At 69.7% G+C, this 18,637-nt stretch carries 17 protein-coding genes and 1 pseudogene; 11 read left to right on the top strand and 7 right to left on the bottom strand.

The genetic code is table 11. From position 1 onward, the window contains the following. Window positions 1-45: 45 nt before the first annotated feature. Complete coding sequence (locus OG883_RS12135; protein WP_266538974.1) at window positions 46-1,236, bottom strand: trans-acting enoyl reductase family protein; 1,191 nt, start codon at window positions 1,234-1,236, stop codon at window positions 46-48. Between the two features lie 87 nt (window positions 1,237-1,323). Between OG883_RS12135 and OG883_RS12140 the strand changes: the two genes are divergently transcribed. The 6 genes and pseudogenes from OG883_RS12140 to OG883_RS12165 all read left to right on the top strand — a co-directional run bounded on the left by OG883_RS12140 (window position 1,324) and on the right by OG883_RS12165 (window position 8,021). After that, window positions 1,324-1,707 (top strand): MmcQ/YjbR family DNA-binding protein, encoded by a 384-nt coding sequence (locus tag OG883_RS12140; RefSeq protein WP_266538977.1) that lies wholly within the window; start codon window positions 1,324-1,326, stop codon window positions 1,705-1,707. A 156-nt stretch (window positions 1,708-1,863) separates the two neighbouring features. Then, entirely contained in the window at window positions 1,864-3,021 is a 1,158-nt protein-coding gene (locus OG883_RS12145) for a CaiB/BaiF CoA-transferase family protein (RefSeq protein WP_266538980.1), read from the top strand. A gap of 51 nt (window positions 3,022-3,072) precedes the next feature. After that, window positions 3,073-3,186, top strand: a pseudogene (locus OG883_RS12150) (LLM class F420-dependent oxidoreductase); the annotation flags it as partial. 28 nt (window positions 3,187-3,214) lie between these two features. Continuing rightward, the gene (locus tag OG883_RS12155; protein WP_266538983.1) at window positions 3,215-4,357 is read left to right on the top strand and encodes an acyl-CoA dehydrogenase family protein; all 1,143 of its coding nucleotides are present in this window, start codon (window positions 3,215-3,217) and stop codon (window positions 4,355-4,357) included. Window positions 4,358-4,431: 74 nt separating this feature from the next. Then, complete coding sequence (locus OG883_RS12160) at window positions 4,432-5,646, top strand: acetyl-CoA C-acetyltransferase (RefSeq protein ID WP_266538986.1); 1,215 nt, start codon at window positions 4,432-4,434, stop codon at window positions 5,644-5,646. A 197-nt stretch (window positions 5,647-5,843) separates the two neighbouring features. Further along, complete coding sequence (locus tag OG883_RS12165; RefSeq protein WP_266538989.1) at window positions 5,844-8,021, top strand: 3-hydroxyacyl-CoA dehydrogenase NAD-binding domain-containing protein; 2,178 nt, start codon at window positions 5,844-5,846, stop codon at window positions 8,019-8,021. Between the two features lie 36 nt (window positions 8,022-8,057). Here OG883_RS12165 and OG883_RS12170 read toward each other — a convergent pair whose 3' ends face one another. From OG883_RS12170 to OG883_RS12185, 4 genes are read right to left on the bottom strand one after another with little or no spacing between them, the layout of a single operon-like run. Further along, window positions 8,058-8,783, bottom strand: coding sequence for a MerR family transcriptional regulator (locus OG883_RS12170; RefSeq protein ID WP_266538998.1), 726 nt, complete (start codon window positions 8,781-8,783; stop codon window positions 8,058-8,060). Between the two features lie 33 nt (window positions 8,784-8,816). Next, window positions 8,817-9,023: a hypothetical protein gene (locus OG883_RS12175; RefSeq protein ID WP_266539001.1), complete on the bottom strand. Its 207-nt coding sequence runs from the start codon at window positions 9,021-9,023 to the stop codon at window positions 8,817-8,819. A gap of 40 nt (window positions 9,024-9,063) precedes the next feature. After that, window positions 9,064-9,693 carry an HAD family phosphatase gene (locus OG883_RS12180; protein ID WP_266539003.1) on the bottom strand — a complete coding sequence of 210 codons (630 nt, stop codon included), beginning with the start codon at window positions 9,691-9,693 and terminating at the stop codon, window positions 9,064-9,066. Window positions 9,694-9,697: 4 nt separating this feature from the next. Further along, window positions 9,698-10,456 (bottom strand): DeoR/GlpR family DNA-binding transcription regulator, encoded by a 759-nt coding sequence (locus tag OG883_RS12185; RefSeq protein ID WP_266539006.1) that lies wholly within the window; start codon window positions 10,454-10,456, stop codon window positions 9,698-9,700. Between the two features lie 72 nt (window positions 10,457-10,528). Here OG883_RS12185 and OG883_RS12190 point away from each other — a divergent pair, with 72 nt between their 5' ends. From OG883_RS12190 to OG883_RS12200, 3 genes are all read left to right on the top strand, one after another. Beyond that, complete coding sequence (locus tag OG883_RS12190; RefSeq protein ID WP_266539009.1) at window positions 10,529-11,716, top strand: MFS transporter; 1,188 nt, start codon at window positions 10,529-10,531, stop codon at window positions 11,714-11,716. Window positions 11,717-11,811: 95 nt separating this feature from the next. After that, a complete protein-coding gene (locus tag OG883_RS12195; RefSeq protein WP_266539012.1) occupies window positions 11,812-12,507 on the top strand; it encodes an alpha/beta hydrolase in 696 nt (231 codons plus the stop codon). Between the two features lie 439 nt (window positions 12,508-12,946). Beyond that, window positions 12,947-14,143: an IS110 family transposase gene (locus tag OG883_RS12200; protein WP_266539015.1), complete on the top strand. Its 1,197-nt coding sequence runs from the start codon at window positions 12,947-12,949 to the stop codon at window positions 14,141-14,143. Window positions 14,144-14,151: 8 nt separating this feature from the next. On the opposite strand, the gene OG883_RS12205 is transcribed toward OG883_RS12200, so the two are convergent. Then, window positions 14,152-15,396 (bottom strand): IS110 family transposase, encoded by a 1,245-nt coding sequence (locus tag OG883_RS12205; RefSeq protein ID WP_266539018.1) that lies wholly within the window; start codon window positions 15,394-15,396, stop codon window positions 14,152-14,154. 404 nt (window positions 15,397-15,800) lie between these two features. Then, the gene (locus OG883_RS12210; protein WP_266539021.1) at window positions 15,801-16,619 is read right to left on the bottom strand and encodes a TioE family transcriptional regulator; all 819 of its coding nucleotides are present in this window, start codon (window positions 16,617-16,619) and stop codon (window positions 15,801-15,803) included. A 58-nt stretch (window positions 16,620-16,677) separates the two neighbouring features. Here OG883_RS12210 and OG883_RS12215 point away from each other — a divergent pair, with 58 nt between their 5' ends. Next, a complete protein-coding gene (locus tag OG883_RS12215; protein ID WP_266539024.1) occupies window positions 16,678-17,880 on the top strand; it encodes an erythromycin esterase family protein in 1,203 nt (400 codons plus the stop codon). A gap of 120 nt (window positions 17,881-18,000) precedes the next feature. Further along, a complete protein-coding gene (locus OG883_RS12220) occupies window positions 18,001-18,480 on the top strand; it encodes a macro domain-containing protein (protein WP_266539027.1) in 480 nt (159 codons plus the stop codon). Window positions 18,481-18,637: the final 157 nt, after the last annotated feature.

Here is an 18,637-nt window from a genome sequence, read left to right on the forward strand (position 1 = left end):
CGGCGATGGCGCTCCGCTCCCGGCGGCGGTCCCGCGGCCCCCGCGTCAGCGGGAGTCCGCGACCCGGAAGGTGATCCCGGCCGCCCGCAGCCGCTCCAGCAGCGCATCGCCCATCGCGACGGCCGTGGTCACCTGGCCCGATGTCTTCGGCAGTGCGTCGAAGGCGAGACAGAGCGCCGACTCGGCGAGCATCTTCGCCGTCTCGTCGTACCCCGGGTCGCCTCCCGCCACCTCGGTGAAGACCCGGCGGCCGCCGCCCTCGCCCACAAAGCGCACGGTGAACCAGCTCTGGGCCCGGCGCTCGGGGCTCGGCCCGTCGCCCGGCTCGTAGCGGTTCATCAGCCACTGCCGGGCGGCGGGGAGTTGGGCGAGCGCATAGCCCGCGCCCAGGGCCGCGACGCCGCCGAGGGCCATCGGCAGCCGCTTGACGGCCGCGTAGTGGCGGTAGCGGAAGTCGGGGCCGTACCGTGCGAGCGCGGCCGCCGACCGCGCCACGATCCGTGGGTCGAGCGTGGGCAGCGGCAGGGCCCATGCCCCGGTCTCCCGGCTGAACCGGGGCCCGCCCAGCGGGGCCCCGGCCCGTCGTCCCACCAGACGCGGCTCGTGCAGCCGGCGGTCGTGGGCCGCACGCAGCATCTGCCGACCGCGGCTCATCGCGGTGAGCGCGGAGGCGAACGTCCCGCCGGAGAAGGCGGCGTTGGAGCGTACGAACCCGTCGACGCGCAGCGGCACGTTCCGGGGAAGCTGCTGGACGGTGAAGTACACGCCCAGGTCGTGCGGGATCGAGTCGAAGCCGCAGGCGTGGACGATCCGCGCACCGGTCTCGCGGGCCCGCGCGTCATGGCGTACGTACATCAGGTCGGTGAACTCCGGCTCGCCCGTCAGATCGGCGTAGTCGGTCCCGGCCTCCGCGCAGGCGGCGACCAGTGCCTCCCCGTACCAGATGTACGGGCCGACGGTCGTGGCCACCACATGGGTGGACTCGGCGAGTTCGCGCAGCGTGCCGGGATCGTTGGCGTCCGCCTGGATCAGCGGGAGCGCGGCACAGCCGGGGTGCACGGCGGCCAGACGTTCGCGCAGCCGCTCCAGCTTCTCGCGGCTGCGGCCGGCGACGGCCCAGCGGCAGTCGGCGGGTGCGTGCGCCGCGAGGTACTCCGCGGTGAGCTCGCCGACGAATCCCGTCGCTCCGAAGAGCACGATGTCGTATGGGCGCTCCGCCCCGTTTTCTCTGCTCATCGAGCCTCTCCGCCGTTCGTCCCGCGCCGTTGTCGGTGGCCGAGGCTAGCGTGGGACATGCGAGAGCGTGCGACCAGGGAGGCCGGGATGGTTGCGGTACCGAAGGGCGTCCTGAAAAAGAGGGAAAAGGTGAGGGAGTTCGCCCTCACCCTGCCGGACGCGGTGGAGGAATTCCCCTGGGGCGAGACCGTGATCAAGGTCAACAAGAAGATCTTCGTCTTCCTCGGAGTCGACGACGGCAGCTATCCGCCGGGCGTGGGCGTCAAGCTCAAGGACGAGGCGATCCATGCCCATGCCATGTTGTCGCCCGGTGCGGAGCCCTCGGGGTACGGGCTCGGCAGAGCCGGGTGGGTGCAGGTGCCCCTGGCGGAGAAGGGAGCGCCGTCCGCCGAGCTGCTGTGCGACTGGGTGGAGGAGAGCTACCGCGTCATCGCCACGAAGAAGCTGATCGCTGAGCTCGATGCGCGCTGAGCTCGCGGGGGAGCTCCCGCACGGCAGCTCTCCGCTTCCGCCACCCCTGATGCCGAGGAATCTAAGCGCTTGCTCGGCTCAGGGTCTTGTGCGGAGTGGAACGCGTTCTTACCATCGCTGGTGTTACATCAGTTGTGTCACAGTGCTGGGGGCTTGATGGCAGCGACAGGAAACGGCCCGCTGGCCGGGGTACGCGTGGTCGAGCTGGCGGGTATCGGGCCGGGCCCGTTCGCCGCCATGGTCCTCGCCGACCTCGGCGCCGATGTCGTACGGGTCGACCGGCCCGGCGGCGCGGGGCTGAGCATCGATCCGGCGTACGACCTCACCAACCGCAACAAGCGCTCGGTGCTGGTCGACCTCAAGGCACAGGGCGGCCCCGAGGCGGTCCTCGACCTGGTCGAGCGCGCCGACATCCTCATCGAGGGCTACCGGCCCGGCGTCGCGGAGCGGCTCGGCGTCGGCCCCCAGGAGTGTCTCGCGCGCAATCCACGCCTGGTCTACGGCCGGATGACCGGCTGGGGCCAGGAGGGTCCGCTGGCCCAGAGCGCCGGGCACGACATCGCGTACATCGCCATCACCGGCACCCTGGGCATGATCGGCAAGCCCGACGAGCCGCCCATCGTCCCCGCCAATCTCGTCGGTGACTACGCGGGCGGCTCGCTCTACCTCGTCATCGGGGTGCTCGCGGCACTGCAGCACGCCCGCTCCGAGGGTGGGGCGGGCCAGGTAGTGGACGCGGCCATCGTGGACGGAGCCGCCCATCTGGCCACGATGATCCACGGGATGATGGCGGCCGGCGGCTGGCAGGACCGGCGCGGCTCGAATCTGCTCGACGGCGGCTGCCCCTTCTACGGCAACTACGAGACCGCCGACGGCCAGTACATGGCGGTCGGGGCGCTGGAGCAGCAGTTCTACAACGAGTTCATCGACCTGCTCGGCATCAAGGACGAGGCCCCTGCCCGTAAGGACTTCGCCCGCTGGGGTGAGCTGCGCGACGCCGTCGCCGCCCGCTTCAGGACGAAGACGCGTGAGGAGTGGACGGCAGTCTTCGAGGGCTCGGACGCCTGTGTGGCACCGGTCCTCTCGCTCGGCCAGGCGCCCTCGCACCCGCATCTCGTGGCCCGTGGGACGTTCATCGACCATGACGGGATCACCCAGCCCGCCCCCGCGCCCCGCTTCTCCGCCACGCCGGGATCCGTACGCCGCCCGCCTGCCCGGCCCGGAGCGGACACCGCCGAGGTCGCCGTCGACTGGGACGTACCGAGCGTCCACAAAGACGTATCGAGCGTCCACAAAGAGGACGGGTCCGCCTGATGGGGCTCTTCGGCCGTCCCGGACGAGTACGGCGAGCTCATGTCGCCGTGCGGGCCCGAGAGCTGTGTCCGCGGGCGTGTCGAGGCCTTCCGCGAGGCGGGCGTCACCATGCTCGATGTCATCCCCGTCGGCCCCCGGCCGGCCACGTTGATCGAAACCGTCAAGGGCCGGCCCCAGGACCCCAGGAGGACCGTTGAAGCGTCAGATTTTCACCGCGGACCACGACGCGTTCCGCGAGACCGTCCGCACCTTCCTCGCCAAGGAGGTCCTGCCCCACTACGAACAGTGGGAGAAGGACGGCATCGTCTCGCGGGACGCCTGGCTGGCGGCCGGAAAGCAGGGGCTGCTCGGCCTCGCCGTCCCCGAGGAGTACGGAGGCGGCGGGAACGCCGACTTCCGCTACAGCGCCGTCCTCGCCGAGGAGTTCACCCGGGCGGGCGCCGCCGGACTCGCACTCGGACTGCACAACGACATCATCGGCCCGTACCTCACCGGTCTGGCGACCGACGAGCAGAAGCGGCGCTGGCTGCCCGGCTTCTGCAGCGGTGAGATCATCACCGCCATCGCGATGACCGAACCGGGCGCCGGCTCCGACCTCCAGGGCATCCGCACCACCGCCCAGGACCGCGGGGACCACTGGGTGCTCAACGGCTCCAAGACCTTCATCTCCAACGGCATCCTCGCCGACCTGGTGATCGTCGTCGCCAAGACCACCCCCGAGGGCGGTGCCAAAGGCCTGTCGCTGCTGGTCGTCGAACGCGGTACGGAGGGTTTCGAACGCGGCCGCAACCTCGACAAGATCGGCCAGAAGTCCCAGGACACGGCAGAGCTGTTCTTCAACGACGTACGCGTCCCGAAGGAGAATCTGCTCGGCGAGCTCGACGGCGCCTTCATCCACCTGATGACCAATCTCGCGCAGGAGCGGATGGGTATCGCGGTCGCCGGAATCGCCGCCGCCGAGTATCTGCTGGAGATCACCACGCAGTACGTCAAGGAGCGCGAGGCGTTCGGGCGGCCGCTCGCGCGGTTGCAGCACATCCGCTTCGAGATAGCCGAGATGGCCACCGAGTGCGCGGTCACCCGTACGTTCCTCGACCGTTGCATCGTGGATCACTCGAACGGGGAACTCGACGCCGTCCATGCCTCGATGGCCAAGTGGTGGGCCACCGAACTGCAAAAGCGTGTCGCCGACCGCTGTCTGCAACTGCACGGCGGCTACGGCTATATGACCGAATACCGCGTCGCCAGGGCGTTCACGGACGGCCGTATCCAGACGATCTACGGCGGTACGACCGAGATCATGAAGGAAATCATCGGCCGCTCGATCCTCTCCTGACCTCCTCCCGCCCGACCCTCATTGCGCACCCCCTCGTCGCGTACCCCCTCACACACCCTCGAAAGGCTGTTGTCTTGAGTACCGAAGCGTTTGTGTACGACGCGATCCGCACCCCGCGCGGGCGCGGCAAGGCCAATGGCGCCCTGCACGGCACCAAGCCGATCGACCTCGTCGTGGGTCTGATCCACGAGATCCGCAGCCGTTTTCCCGGTCTCGACCCTGCCGCGATCGACGACATCGTGCTCGGTGTCGTCGGCCCGGTCGGCGACCAGGGCTCCGACATCGCCCGGATCGCGGCCATCGCCGCCGGGCTGCCCGACACCGTCGCCGGCGTCCAGGAGAACCGCTTCTGTGCCTCGGGCCTCGAGGCCGTCAACATGGCGGCGATGAAGGTCCGTTCGGGCTGGGAGGATCTGGTGCTGGCCGGCGGCGTCGAGTCGATGTCGCGGGTGCCGATGGCCTCCGACGGCGGCGCCTGGTTCGCCGACCCGATGACGAACTACGAGACCGGTTTCGTACCGCAGGGCATCGGCGCCGACCTCATCGCCACCATTGAGGGCTTCTCCCGCCGCGATGTCGACGAGTACGCCGCACTCTCCCAGGAGCGCGCCGCCGCGGCCTGGAAGGACAGCCGCTTCGAGCGCTCCGTCGTCCCCGTCCGCGACCGCAACGGCCTGCTCGTCCTGGACCATGACGAGCACATGCGCCCCGGTACCACCGCGGACTCCCTCGCCGCGCTCAAGCCCTCCTTCGCCGGTATCGGTGAGATGGGCGGCTTCGATGCCGTGGCCCTGCAGAAGTACCACTGGGTGGAGAAGATCGACCACGTCCACCACGCGGGCAACTCCTCCGGCATCGTCGACGGCGCGGCTCTCGTCGCGATCGGCTCGAAGGAGGTCGGCGAGCGGTACGGCCTCACCCCGCGCGCCCGGATCGTGTCGGCCGCGGTTTCCGGATCCGAGCCGACCATCATGCTCACCGGCCCCGCGCCCGCCACCCGCAAGGCGCTCGCCAAGGCCGGCCTGACGATGGACGACATCGACCTGGTCGAGATCAACGAGGCGTTCGCCGGTGTCGTACTGCGCTTCGCCCGTGACATGGACCTCTCCCTGGACAAGATCAACGTCAACGGCGGTGCCATCGCCCTGGGCCACCCGCTCGGCGCGACCGGCGCGATGATCCTCGGCACCCTCATCGACGAACTGGAGCGCCAGGACAAGCGGTACGGCCTCGCCACCCTGTGCGTCGGCGGCGGCATGGGCATCGCCACGGTGATCGAGCGCCTCTAGGGAGTGACTTCTGGATCTTGCCGGGCTCGCGTGCCCAACCTGATCCGCACGACACCCCCTGGTACGCCCCCGATGCCCGGGCCGCCCTGTGCGGCGGGGCATCGTCCGCCCGCGGCGGACCGGCGCGAGCGTGCGCGGCACAGTCGCCGCACGCCCCGGCCGGCCGCGACTCAACAGAGACTTCACGGAGATTCACCATGACCGAGAGCACCACCATCCGCTGGGAACAGGACGACACCGGTGTCGTCACCCTCGTCCTCGACGACCCCAACCAGTCCGCCAACACCATGAACCAGGCGTTCAGGGAATCGATCGCGGCGATCGCCGACCGGGCCGAGGCCGAGAAGGACTCCATCCGGGGCATCATCTTCACCTCCGCCAAGAAGACCTTCTTCGCGGGCGGCGACCTCAAGGACATGATCAAGGTCGGTCCGGAGAACGCCCAGCAGGCATTCGACACCGGTACAGCCATCAAGAACGCCCTGCGCCGTATCGAGGTCCTCGGCAAGCCCGTCGTCGCCGCCATCAACGGCGCGGCCCTCGGCGGCGGTTACGAGATCGCACTCGCCTCCCACCACCGCATCGCCCTCGACGCGCCGGGCTCCAAGATCGGCCTGCCCGAGGTCACGCTCGGTCTGCTGCCCGCGGGCGGCGGCGTCACTCGTACCGTACGGCTGATGGGCATCGCCGACGCGCTGCTGAAGGTGCTTCTCCAGGGCACCCAGTACAGCCCGCAGCGCGCCCTGGAGAACGGCCTCGTCCACGAAGTGGCCGCCACCCACGACGAGATGCTCGCCAAGGCCCACGCCTTCATCGACGCCAACCCCGAGTCCCACCAGCCGTGGGACGTCAAGGGCTACAAGATCCCCGGCGGCACCCCGTCCAGCCCGCGGTTCGCCGCCAACCTCCCCGCCTTCCCCGCGAATCTGAAGAAGCAGACCGCGGGCGCCCCCTACCCGGCCCCCCGCAACATCCTCGCGGCGGCCGTCGAGGGCTCCCAGGTCGACTTCGAGACCGCGCTGACCATCGAGGCCCGGTACTTCACCGAGCTGGTCACGGGGCAGATCGCCAAGAACATGATCCAGGCGTTCTTCTTCGATCTCCAGGCCGTCAACTCCGGTGCGAACCGTCCCCAGGGGATCGAGCCGCGCCCCGTCCGCAAGGTCGCCGTCCTCGGCGCCGGGATGATGGGGGCAGGCATTGCGTACTCCTGCGCCCGGGCCGGCATCGAGGTCGTTCTCAAGGACGTCTCCGCCGAGGCGGCCGCGAAGGGCAAGGCGTACTCCGAGACGCTGCTCGCCAAGGCGCTCTCCCGGGGCCGTACGACCGAGGCCAAGCGGGACGCGCTGCTCGCGCTCATCACGCCGACCGCCGACCCGGCCGACCTCGCGGGCTGCGACGCCGTGATCGAGGCGGTCTTCGAGGACACCTCCCTCAAGCACCAGGTGTTCCAGGAGATCCAGGACGTCATCGAGGCGGACGCGCTGCTCTGCTCCAACACCTCGACGCTGCCCATCACCCAGCTTGCCGAGGGCGTCGGCCGCCCGGACGACTTCATCGGCCTGCACTTCTTCTCGCCCGTCGACAAGATGCCGCTCGTCGAGATCATCAAGGGCGGGCGCACCGGCGACAAGGCGCTGGCCCGTGCCTTCGACCTGGTCCGTCAGATCAACAAGACGCCGATCGTCGTCAACGACTCGCGCGGCTTCTTCACCTCGCGTGTCATCGGGCAGTTCATCAACGAGGGCGTGGCGATGGTCGGTGAGGGTGTCGACCCCTCCTCGGTCGAGCAGGCCGCCGCGCAGGCCGGCTACCCCGCCAAGGTGCTCTCCCTGATGGACGAGCTGACCCTCACCCTGCCGCGCAAGATCCGCAACGAGACGAAGCGCGCGGTCGAGGAGGCCGGCGGCAGCTGGGCCGGGCACCCGTCGGACGTGGTGATCGACCGGATGGTCGACGAGTTCGGGCGCACGGGCCGCAGCGGCGGCGCGGGCTTCTACGAGTACGGCGAGGACGGCAAGCGGACCGGCCTGTGGCCGGGGCTGCGCGAGCACTTCGCCAAGCCCGATGTGGACGTGCCCTTCGAGGACATGAAGGAGCGGATGCTCTTCTCCGAGGCGCTGGACACCGTCCGCTGCCTGGAGGAGAACGTGCTGACCTCGGTCGCCGACGCCAACATCGGCTCGATCATGGGCATCGGATTCCCGGCCTGGACGGGCGGCGTACTCCAGTACATCAACGGCTACGAGGGCGGTCTGCCCGGCTTCGTGGAGCGCGCCCGCGAACTCGCCGCGCGCTATGGCGAGCGGTTCAACCCGCCCGCGCTGCTGATCGAGAAGGCGGAGAGGGACGAGAGGTTCAGCGACGAGGCCTGACCGTCGTGGCGCCGGGCCGCGTTCACCGCGTACGTACTACTCCGCAGTGAACGCGGCCCGCAGCTCCTCCTTCAGCGACCGCTGGAACGCGGTCACCAGCGCCTGCACCACCATCGGCTGCATATGGGCCGACAGGGACTTCATCGCCGCCACATGCTCGGGGTCCGACTCCCGCTCCCGGTAGGGATTCCACACCTCGTCGCGGAAGAGCCGGGTGAGTTCGTGGGCCGCCGAGCGGGTGTGCTCCAGCAGAACCGTGCGGGCGGCGAGGATCGTCTCGTGCGCGATCGGTACGTCCAGCAGCTGCACACCCAGCCGCAGCAGCCCCGGGTCCAGCCGGTACACCTGCCCGGCCGCACGCTCCAGGGCACCCATCGCGGCCAGCCGGTCGATGTCCTCCTCGCTCAGGGTGCGGCCCGCACGGCGCTCCAGCTCGGTGCGGGTCGCCTCCTCGGCGGAGTCGGGCGCCCAGGAGGCAACCAGCGCACGATGGATCGCGAGGTCGTGCGCGCTCAGATCGGCCGGCAGCTGCTCCAGATAGCGTTCGATCGCGGAGAGCGTCATGCCCTGGTGCTGGAGCTCCTCGATGAGGGCCAGCCGGGAGAGATGGCCCAGCCCGTAGTGGCCGACGCGGCGGGGGCCGATCACGGGGGGCGGCAGCAGCCCGCGTGTGCTGTAGAAGCGGATGGTGCGTACGGTGACACCGGCGCGCGCGGCCAGCTCGTCGACGGTGAGCGTCGGCTCCTCGGTGTCCGTCGTCATGGTGGCGCCTCGCTTCCGGCAGGGTGTCCCACTTCAGTGCAACAGTATTGCTGTCTCACCACTGTTGTGAAAGCGCCCCGGCCGGCTGATCCGTCGGCTGCCGCACTTGCATGCGATCACCCGAGCCAGCGCTTTGCGGTCCATCGGCTTGGCCGAGCTCGACAGCTGCAGCGCCAACCGCCCAACGGCGGCCGCCACTTCGTCGGTCGCCTCGTTGACGATCTCAACGGCAATGCTCATGTTGGCCCCATCGCTATCGGTCCTGTGGGCAACGGCGGTGTCATATCCACGTGGATTGCCGAGTGGGCGGCCAGGTGTCGATGACGGCTGCCAGCTCGTCGCGATCGGTGAAGACGTGTCCGTTCATACCGGTGGCCTGCGCGGCGCGTACGTTCTCTTCGCGGTCGTCGACGAAAAGGACGCGATCCGGTGGCACACGCAGGGCACGTTGGCACCACCGGTAGGCGTCCGGGTCGGGTTTGGCCCGGCCGATGCGGCAGGACAAGGCGCATACCTCAAAGCGCTTGAGCCATGCGTGGTGTGTTTCGTAGTGGTCGGCCAGCTCTTCGGGGATGTTGGACAGGAGCGCGATCCGCCGGTCCTGCGCGGCGAGTTCCTCGATGAGGTCGACCATGGTGCCGTCGACGCCACTCCAGCTGGCGATGTCGGCCGCGACCAGGCGCTCGATCCGGTGGTCGTCGAAGTGGTTTCCCAGTGTCTTGGCCACTCTGCGCCAGTAGCCGGGGCCATTCACCTCACCGCGGTCGTATGGCGGACGCAGCGTCCAGTAGGCGTCCCAGAGATCGGGCGCGGGTATGCCCGCCGTCCGGACGATCCGGTTCTTGCCCTCGGCGGACTGGTGGCGCGCGATGACGCCGAAGAGATCGAAGAGAAGCGCGGTGCCGGTCATGAGGTCACACCTTCCGTACGGTCACGCCCGCCGTGCTCAGCCGGTCGGTCTGATCGTCGGGAGCGGACTCGTCCGTGACGACGGCGTGCAAGGCAGAGGCGGGGGCGACGAAGCCGAGGGCGGTACGCGAGAACTTGGCGGCTTCTGCGACAGCGATGACTCGGCGGGAGGAGGCGATCGCCGCACGCTTGACGGCGGCGTCGTCCAGGTCATAGGCGGTCAGGCCGTTGTCCGCGTCCAGTCCGCAGCAGCCGATGATCGCGGTGTCGAAACGCAGGGTGGCGAGCGACGCCGCGGTGAGGGGGCCGGTCAGAGCCAGCTCACCGGGCCGCAGTCGGCCGCCGGGGACCAGCAGAGTCAGCTGGGGGGCTCCAGCCAGCGCGTTCACAGCGTGCAGGGACAGCGGTAGCACGGTCAGCCGTCGGTGCTCCAGGGCGCGGGCCACCTCCAAGCACGTGGTGCCGCTGTCGAGGACGACGGACTCGCCGTCGGCGATCAGCCGGGCAGCCTCGGCGGCGATGCGCCGCTTGGCCTCCAGCCCATCCTGGGCCCGCAGCGCGAAGGGCGGCTCCTCGCCGCGCAGTAGCAGGCTCCTGGCTCCCCCTCGATAGCGCTCGAGCACCCCCTGCGCGGCCAGGACTTCGAGGTCGCGACGGACGGTCATCTCCGAGGCGCCGGTGAGCCCGGCCAGTTCCGCGACGCCGATGCTGCCGGCTTCGCGTACGGCGTCGGTGATTTGCCTGAGTCGTTCTGTACCAGCCATGCCCAGATTGAACATCAGAACTGTTCGAAAGGCAATCTTTCGAAAAGTGATTGTGTTCGATATGTTCGGAGCATGGAACAAGATCTGCGGGCCGGCCGGCTGGCCACCTTCGCCTACTTCTCTCTGAACGGCTTCCTTATGGGGATGTGGGTCGTCCACATCCCCGGCATCGAGCACCGCGTGGGAATCAGCCATGCTGTGCTCGGCTGGCTCCTGCTGCTCCTGGGCGCGGGAGCCTTCGCCGGCATGCAGGCCGTCGGCCCGCTCACCGACCGCTTCGGGGCCCGCACCGTCGTCCCGCTCAGCGCGGCACTGTGCAGCGCGGCCGTAGTCCTGCCCGGCGTGGCGACGAACGTCTGGACGCTGGGGGCCGCGCTCCTGGCGCTCGGCGTCGGCAACGGCTGTCTGGATGTCAGCATGAACGCCCATGCCGTCCAGGTAGAGCGCGGTTACCGGCGGCCCGTCATGTCCGCCTTCCACGCTGCCTTCTCCATCGGCGGTGTTCTCGCGGCGCTGACGGGATCCCGCACGCTCAGTCTGGACTGGAGTCCCGCGGTAACTCTCGGCGCGGTGGCGCTCGGCGGCCTGGCCGTCGCCGCGCTCGCGGCCCCCGCACTGCTGCGCCACGACGCCATCCGCCCCCTGGATGACGCCACCCCAGCCACGAAGACCCGCCGAAGGACACCCCGGCACATCTGGATGCTGGCCGCGCTGGCATTGATGATCATGCTGTGCGAAGGCGTGGCGAACGACTGGAGCACCCTCCATCTGCGCCAGGTCCTCGACGCGACCGCTGCCACCGCCGCCCTCGCCTACGGAGCCTTCGCCACCGCCATGACCGTCGGCCGACTGCTCGCCGACCGGGCCACCGCGCGCCTCGGCCCCGTAGCTGTCCTCCGCTACGGCGCATCCGTCGCTGCACTCGGCCTGACCGCGGCGGCCCTCTCGCCTTGGATTCCCCTGGCTCTGGCCGGCTGGGCCGTGTTCGGGGCGGGACTGTCCGGTTGCGTTCCCCAACTCCTCAGCGCCGCCGGCCATTCCGACCAGGACGCTGCCGGCGTCAATGTCTCCCGCGTCGCCGGACTCGGTTACCTCGGCATGCTCGCCGGGCCCGCCGTCATCGGCCCGCTGACCCACGTCCTGCCGCTCAACCTCACGTTCCTCCTCCCCGTGGCGTGCTGTGTCATTGCCGCCTGCGTCGCCGGCATCCTGCGGCCACCGCACCCGGCCCCCGCTCGTCTGGAGGCCGAGGCGGTATGACCAACACCCACGACGTGAGCTCGCACCCTGGCCGGCTCCGTACGTTCACAGTGGACTGTGACGGTGCATCCCTCAGCTGTGCAAGGGTCGATGCCGTGAGGACGGCCGCGGGCCCGCGCACCTTCCCTGCGGTCGTCCTGCTGCACGGCGCAGGTACCAGCGACAAGGCACGCCTCACCGGCCTGATGACGGACTTCGCCGCCCGCGGACACCACGCCCTGGCCTGCGACTTCGCCGGGCACGGTGACAGTTCCGGCACCCTCGCAGACCTCAGCCTGCAGCGTCGGTTCCGCCAGGCCCGCGCCGTGATCGACCACTGCGTTCCCGCTGAGGCCGACCTCGTGCTGATCGGATTCAGCATGAGCGGACAGACGGTCGCCGACCTGGTCGCGCACTACGGCTCACGGGTGGCCGCCATCGGGCTGTGCGCACCGGCGGTCTACGCCGCCCGTGCATGGACCGTGCCCTTCCGTGCGGGCTTCACCGAGATCATCCGCGCTCCCGAGAGCTGGCGAACGTCGCCGGCTCTCGAGGTCTTCCGCTCCCTGTCCACCCGCGCGGTGCTGGCCACGCCGGCCAACGATGCGGTGATCCCTCCAGCCGTCACCGAAGCCGTCGCCGCCGCCCTGGGCGCATCCCGATCGAGCTTCACCCGGCTCACCTACCCAGAAGCCGACCACCGGCTCGGGCTGTGGTTCGCCGACAACGCCGCCCCCCGCGGACGCTTCGTCGATGCCGTACTTCGAGGTGCAGGCGGCGCACACGCGCCCCGCTCGCCCCAGCCAGGATGAGGTACACGGTCCGCCGGCGGCACCCGAGGCATCAGCCGAGGGGTTCTGGCGGCCGTCCCTGGGTTCACGTGTGGCTCTGGGGCCGAAGCGCTGGACGACACCTTCGGACATCTGACGCGTAAATAGCAGCAGGTCAGGGTGGGTGTGGGCAGGACTGGGTGCCCGGTGGCCGTGGAGGGCTGCCGGGTGTTCGGGGCTGTCGGTCAGGCTGCTCTACCTTCTTGATCGGGTTGGTCCTCCCATTCGTAGGGTGAGGACACCCAGGGGTGTCGGGTGTGGCTATCAGGCTGCTGCCGACGGTGGCTTCCCTCGCTTCGCCGCCCGGCGCCCCACGACGACTCGGCCGCCGATTAGGAAGTGCGAACAAGTCGCTGAGTAGAGCAATGCCGGCGAGGTCGTCCGTGGTACGAACCGTACGAATACGCATGGCAGGAGCGCGATGAGCCGGATATGGGTGGGCATCGACAGCGGCAAGGGCCATCATCACGGCCTTGCGATGGACGCCGACAGCAAGACATTGCTCTCGCGGCGGGTCGCCAACGACGAGCCCGAGCTGCTGAAGCTGATCGGTGACGTCCTCGACCTGGCCGACGGCCGTCAGGTCACCTGGGCCATCGACATGACCGGGGGCGAGCCCGCGCTGCTGCTGGCCCTGCTGGTCAGCCACGGCCAGGAGGTCCTCTACATCCCCGGCCGCCTGGTCAACCGGGCCTCCGACGGCTACCGCGGTGAGGGCAAGACCGATGCCCGCGACGCCTACGTGATCGCCGACCAGGCCAGGATGCGCCGCGACCTGCGGCCCATCCGCCCCGGCGACGAAGCCGCCATCGAGCTCAAGCTGCTGACTGGACGCCGTGCCGACCTTGTCGAGGACCGCACCCGCGTGGTCAACCGCCTTCGCGGCACCCTGATGAGCATGTTCCCGGCCCTGGAACGGGCCCTGGACGTGACCAACGCCGGACCGCTCAAGCTGCTGACGGGCTACCAGACCCCGGCCGCGATCCGCCGCACCGGCACCTCGCGGCTGACCAAGTGGCTGGCCAACCGCAAGGTCCGTAACGCGAGGGCCCTGGCCGAGGCGGCGGTCGGGGCCGCCGAGCGCCAGCACACCTCGATCCCAGGGGAGAAGACCATCGCCAGGCTGGTCCACACCCTGGCCGAGGAGGTGATGACCCTCAACGAGCAGATCTCCGAGATGGACAAGCTCATCGAGGGCCGGTTTCGCGAGCACGAACTCGCCGACATAGTCCAAAGTGTTCCGGGCATCGGCACCGTGCTCGGTGCGGAGTTCCTCGCCGCCATCGGCGGCAGCCTCGACGAGTTCGACTCCCCGGACGCCCTGGCGGCCTTCGCCGGTGTCGCTCCCGCGCCGCGTGACTCGGGCAAGGTCAGCGGCAATCTCCACCGGCCCATGGCATACCACCGGCGATTGCAGCGGGTGTTCTACACCTCCGCGCTGGTCAGCATCCGATGCGATCCCAACTCCCGGAAGTTCTACGACCGCAAACGCGCCGAGGGGAAGAAACACGTCCAGGCCGTGCTCGCCCTCGCCCGCCGACGCGTCAACGTCCTATGGGCCCTGATCCGCGACCGACGGTGCTACCAGGTCGCACCCCCAGTGACACCGGCTGCTTGACAACAACATTAGGAAGCGTTCTCCCTCGGGTTGAGGGTGACGGTGTAGCCGAGCTGGTTGAGCTGGGTGATGGCTCGGCGGGTGGCGCGTTCGGGGTCGCGTTGGGTGAAGTAGGTGCCGCCGAGTTCCTGGTAGGCGACGTTGTCGGTGAGCATGTGCCAGATCGCGGTGATGATCGAGTGCTCGACGGCGACCAGTGCCCGGAGCGGGCCGCGGCGGGCGGTCAGCCGCTTGTAACGGGCCTGCAGGTAGGTGTCCTTGGTTCTCACAGCGCCGAATGCCGCGAGGCCGAGGGCGCCTTTGAGATAGGGGTTGCCGGGCCGGACCTTCGTGTTCTTGGTACGGCCGGCGGACTCGTGGTGGCCGGGGCAGACCCCGGCCCAGGACGCGAGGTGTTTGGCGGAGGCGAACCGGGTCATGTCCCCGCCGGTCTCCGCGATGATCACTTCGGCGGTGGCCTGGTTGATGCCGGGGATGGTGTCGAGGAGGTCGAGGGCGCCACGAAAGGGGGCCATCGCCTCCTCGATGCGTCCGGTGAGCTGGTCGATCATCGTGGTGAGCTGGTCGTACTGATCCAGATACAGTCGGGCCAGGAACGCGTGGTGCTCGCGGAACCGTCCGGTCAGGGCCTCGGTGAGTTCGGGGATCTTGTTGCGGAGCTTGCGTTTGGCCAGGTCCGCGAGGACCCGCGGGTCGGCTTCGCCGCGGATGAGGGCTTCGAGCATGGCCCGGCCGGAGACGCCCATGATGTCGGAGGCGACCGCGGAGAGTTTGATGCCGGTGTCCTCCAGGAGTTTCTCCAGCCGCTGGACCACACGGCCGCGTTCACGGGTGGCGGTGGTCCGGGCCCGGGTCAGGTCGCGCAGTTCGCGGACCGGCTCGGGCGGCACGAAGGAGGGCCTGACCAGGCCGTGGGCGCCGAGCTGGGCCAGCCAGGCCGCGTCCGAGACGTCCGTCTTGCGGCCGGGTAGGTTCTTGACCTGCCGCGCGTTGACCAGGACCACGTCCAGGCCCTCGGTCAGCACGTAGTAGAAGGGCTTCCAGTAGTCACTGGTCGCCTCGATCACTACCAGCGTCACCTGTGCGGCGAGCAGATGGTCCCGCAGATCCAGGACCGCGTTCGTCGTTGATCCCCACGTCGTGGTCTCGGTCGTGAAGGACCCCCGCCGCTTCGTACTCGGGGTGCGGACGCAGACCTTGGCGTCCTTCTTGCTGATGTCGAGGCCGGCGCAGCGTTCGTGCAGTACGTCCACGGCCTTGCTCCCTCCCTGGCGGACGGACCCGTCGTACGCCGTTCCGGGAGGACCAGGGTGGATCAGGAATTCTGACGCACGTGCTTCGCAGCAACACTCCACGGTTCCCGTGGACGGTCCCCAGCACCACGCTGACCTGCGAGCTCACCGGCATCACAGAGGCATCGGTTTCGGCCGGAACGAACCGCTCCAGCATCCCGGACCGGCATCAGCCCACGTCAGGGCAGACAGAAGCACCTCCGGCGCACGCCACGGCATTTACCACGCCCCCGGCGCGCACCGAAGGTGCGCTGGATCGCTGACCTGCACAGGGAGCCCGAGGAGCCGCCGACAACGCGCTGACCGGGCGTCACGGCCTGCTGGGCCGGTCACAAATGGCAATGGCGGCGCGAACCTACAATTCGTCAGAAGGTGCACGGTGGTTGGCGGATGTTCACGAGTGGGACGTCGGCCGCGGTCTTTGCGACCAGGTGCGGCTCGACGTCGACGTCCTGTCCGCGTTCGCGGAGGTAGGCCTCCAGCTCGGCGGCCCCGGTCAACATCGCGCGCCCGCGGGCGGACAGCCGGCCGTGCCAGTCGCGCAGGGCGGCCTCCAGCGGCTCCAGCCCGCCTGCCGCCCGCACCTGGGCGATCAGCGGGGCGATCTGCTCCAGCAGGTAGCCGCCCCGCCTGAGCTGGTGGGCCAGCCGGGCGTCCCGCACGTCGGCCTCGTCGTAGATGCGGTATCCGGTCCGCTGGTCGCGGCGCGGGCGCACCAGCCCGGCGCGCTCCCATTTGCGCAGCGTGGCGGGCCGGATCCCGAGCTTCCCTGCCAGCGGCCCGATGAACGTGCCGTCGGGCCCGGGCGCCGAGGTGGGCTCGGACGCCGAGGTGGGCTCCAGGTCGCGGAGGGCGCTCTCCACGGCCTCGAGTGTCCGCCGGTCCTCGAGGAGCTGTGCGTGGCTCTCGTCGATGAGGCGGAACGCCTCATCGACGACACCCTCGTTCACGGCCCGCATGATCGACGCCGACCTCTGGTGGCCGTGGCCGGGCATCAGGGCGAGGAACGCGCCCAGCGCCCGTGCGTGCAGCGGGGTGTAGGTGCGGTAGCCGTGGGGTGTGCGCCCGGCGGCCGGAAGGATGCCGGCCTCCTCGTAGTTCCTGACGGCCTGTGTGGACAGACCGTGGCCGCGCGCCAGGTCAATCGGTCTGAGCCGCTCGCCATTTTGAAGGTTTTGCCCCATGAGCCTGCCGATATCGCGGGAAAGTTTCAACCGAAGGTTCAACGATACCGTTGAAGGCATGGCTACTGACATCAAGGACACCGCCCATGCCGTCGAGGCCGCCGCCGTCATGAGGCTGCTTCCGGCCCGGCCGCGGCTGCTTGCCCTGGGCGAGCCCACCCACGGCGAGGACACTCTGCTCGACGTGCGCAACGAACTCGTCCGGCAGCTCGTCGAGCAGGAGGGCTACCTGACGATCGCGATCGAGAGCGACTGCATGATGGGCCTGGTCGTGGACGACTACGTCACCTCGGGCACGGGCACCCTCGACGAGGTCATGGAGCGCGGATTCAGCCACGGGTTCGGCGCATCCGTGGCCAACCGCGAACTCGTGCGCTGGATGCGCGTGTACAACGACGGCCGGCCCGCGTCCGAGCGGCTCCGCTTCGCCGGTTTCGACGGCCCGCTGGAGATCACCGGCGCCGCGAGCCCCCGGCAGGCCCTCACCGCACTCCACGACTACCTCGCGGTCCGGGTGGACGCGGACCTGCTCCCCTGCACCGCGGAATCGCTCGACCGCCTGCTCGGCGCCGACGACCGGTGGACCGATCCCGCCGCGATGACGGACCCGGCCCGGTCCGTGGGGCAGTCGGCCGAGGCCAAGGAACTGCGGCTGCTCGCCGACGATCTGATGGCGCTGCTCGACCAGCAGACGCCACACCTGATCACGGCGTCCTCGCGGGACGACTGGGACCGGGCGCGCCTGTACGGGCGCACCGCCGCAGGCCTGCTGCGCTACCACTACTGGATGGCCGACACCTCACCGGCCCGCATGACGCGGCTGGTGGGCCTGCGGGATGTGATGATGGCCGACAACCTCCTCGCCCTCGCCGAACGGGGCCCGGCACTCATCCATGCCCACAACTCCCATCTCCAGCGGGAGAAGAGCACGATGCAGATGTGGGAGGGGCCGGTGGAGTGGTGGAGCGCCGGCGCGATCGTGAGCGCCCAGCTCGGCGAGGGGTACGCCTTCCTGGCCACGGCCCTCGGCACGATCCGGCACCAGGGCGTGGACACCCCGCCACCGGACACCGTCGAAGGACTCCTGTACGCGCTCCCGGAGGACCGCTGCGTCATCGACGCCCCGCGGCTGGCCACCGCCCTCGGCGACACGCGGCCCGCGCGCCGCGTAACCCCCTGGTTCGGCTACGCCCCGCTTGACCCGGCCCACCTGGCGCACAGCGACGGGATCGTGTTCGTCAAGGACCTCCCGCAGAACTAGGCTCCCCAGCCCTCGCGTGCCGTCTCCCTCGTCTTCCGCAAGGAAGCGCCGGTGGCCGGGAGTCATCCAGCAGCGGTATCGCGAGGACCGACTGTCAGTGGTGCCCCGTACGGTAGTTCTATGTCCGGGATCGAGTATGTACGGGGGGACGCCACGGCGCCGCAGGGCAAGGGCGTCAAGCTGATCGCGCATGTCTGCAACGACCTGGGCGGCTGGGGGAAGGGCTTCGTGCTGGCGATATCCCGTCGCTGGCCGGAGCCCGAGGCGGCCTATCGGCGGTGGCACCGGGAGCGGGCGCGCAATGACTTCGGCCTCGGAGCCGCGCAGTTCGTCCGGGCCGGCCGATATGTCTGGGTGGCGAACATGGTCGGGCAGCGCGGGATGCGGACCGGCAGCAAGGGGGTTCCTGTGCGGTACGAGGCGATCGACGCCGCGCTCGCTTCGGTGGGCGACAAGGCTGTGGAGTTGGGGGCGTCCGTTCATATGCCGCGCATCGGCTGCGGGCTGGCGGGCGGACAGTGGTCACGGATCGAGCCGCTGATATCCGAGCGGCTGACGGCGCGTGGGATATCCGTGACGGTGTACGACTACGCGGACTGACGGGACCGGCCGGACGACCCTGGTGTATCGAGGCAGGGCAACTACCGGGCGGTGGAGCGTGGTGGGCCCCGTCCGGTGGCGGCGCCGGTGGGCAGTCGCCGGACGTACACCTCCAACGCGGTCGGGGCGGTAGCGACTCGGCCGTTCGCTCCGGTCG

The organism is Streptomyces sp. NBC_01142, assembly GCF_026341125.1.
GTDB lineage: Bacteria > Actinomycetota > Actinomycetes > Streptomycetales > Streptomycetaceae > Streptomyces.

Bases quoted from the DNA above. Each gene is read 5' to 3' on its own strand.
- OG883_RS12135 (WP_266538974.1), bottom strand. From the start codon at position 1,236: ATGAGCAGAGAAAACGGGGCGGAGCGCCCATACGACATCGTGCTCTTC.
- OG883_RS12140 (WP_266538977.1), top strand. From the start codon at position 1,324: ATGGTTGCGGTACCGAAGGGCGTCCTGAAAAAGAGGGAAAAGGTGAGG.
- OG883_RS12145 (WP_266538980.1), top strand. From the start codon at position 1,864: ATGGCAGCGACAGGAAACGGCCCGCTGGCCGGGGTACGCGTGGTCGAG.
- OG883_RS12165 (WP_266538989.1), top strand. From the start codon at position 5,844: ATGACCGAGAGCACCACCATCCGCTGGGAACAGGACGACACCGGTGTC.
- OG883_RS12170 (WP_266538998.1), bottom strand. From the start codon at position 8,783: ATGACGACGGACACCGAGGAGCCGACGCTCACCGTCGACGAGCTGGCC.
- OG883_RS12175 (WP_266539001.1), bottom strand. From the start codon at position 9,023: ATGAGCATTGCCGTTGAGATCGTCAACGAGGCGACCGACGAAGTGGCG.
- OG883_RS12180 (WP_266539003.1), bottom strand. From the start codon at position 9,693: ATGACCGGCACCGCGCTTCTCTTCGATCTCTTCGGCGTCATCGCGCGC.
- OG883_RS12185 (WP_266539006.1), bottom strand. From the start codon at position 10,456: ATGGCTGGTACAGAACGACTCAGGCAAATCACCGACGCCGTACGCGAA.
- OG883_RS12190 (WP_266539009.1), top strand. From the start codon at position 10,529: ATGGAACAAGATCTGCGGGCCGGCCGGCTGGCCACCTTCGCCTACTTC.
- OG883_RS12200 (WP_266539015.1), top strand. From the start codon at position 12,947: ATGAGCCGGATATGGGTGGGCATCGACAGCGGCAAGGGCCATCATCAC.
- OG883_RS12210 (WP_266539021.1), bottom strand. From the start codon at position 16,619: ATGGGGCAAAACCTTCAAAATGGCGAGCGGCTCAGACCGATTGACCTG.
- OG883_RS12215 (WP_266539024.1), top strand. From the start codon at position 16,678: ATGGCTACTGACATCAAGGACACCGCCCATGCCGTCGAGGCCGCCGCC.
- OG883_RS12220 (WP_266539027.1), top strand. From the start codon at position 18,001: ATGTCCGGGATCGAGTATGTACGGGGGGACGCCACGGCGCCGCAGGGC.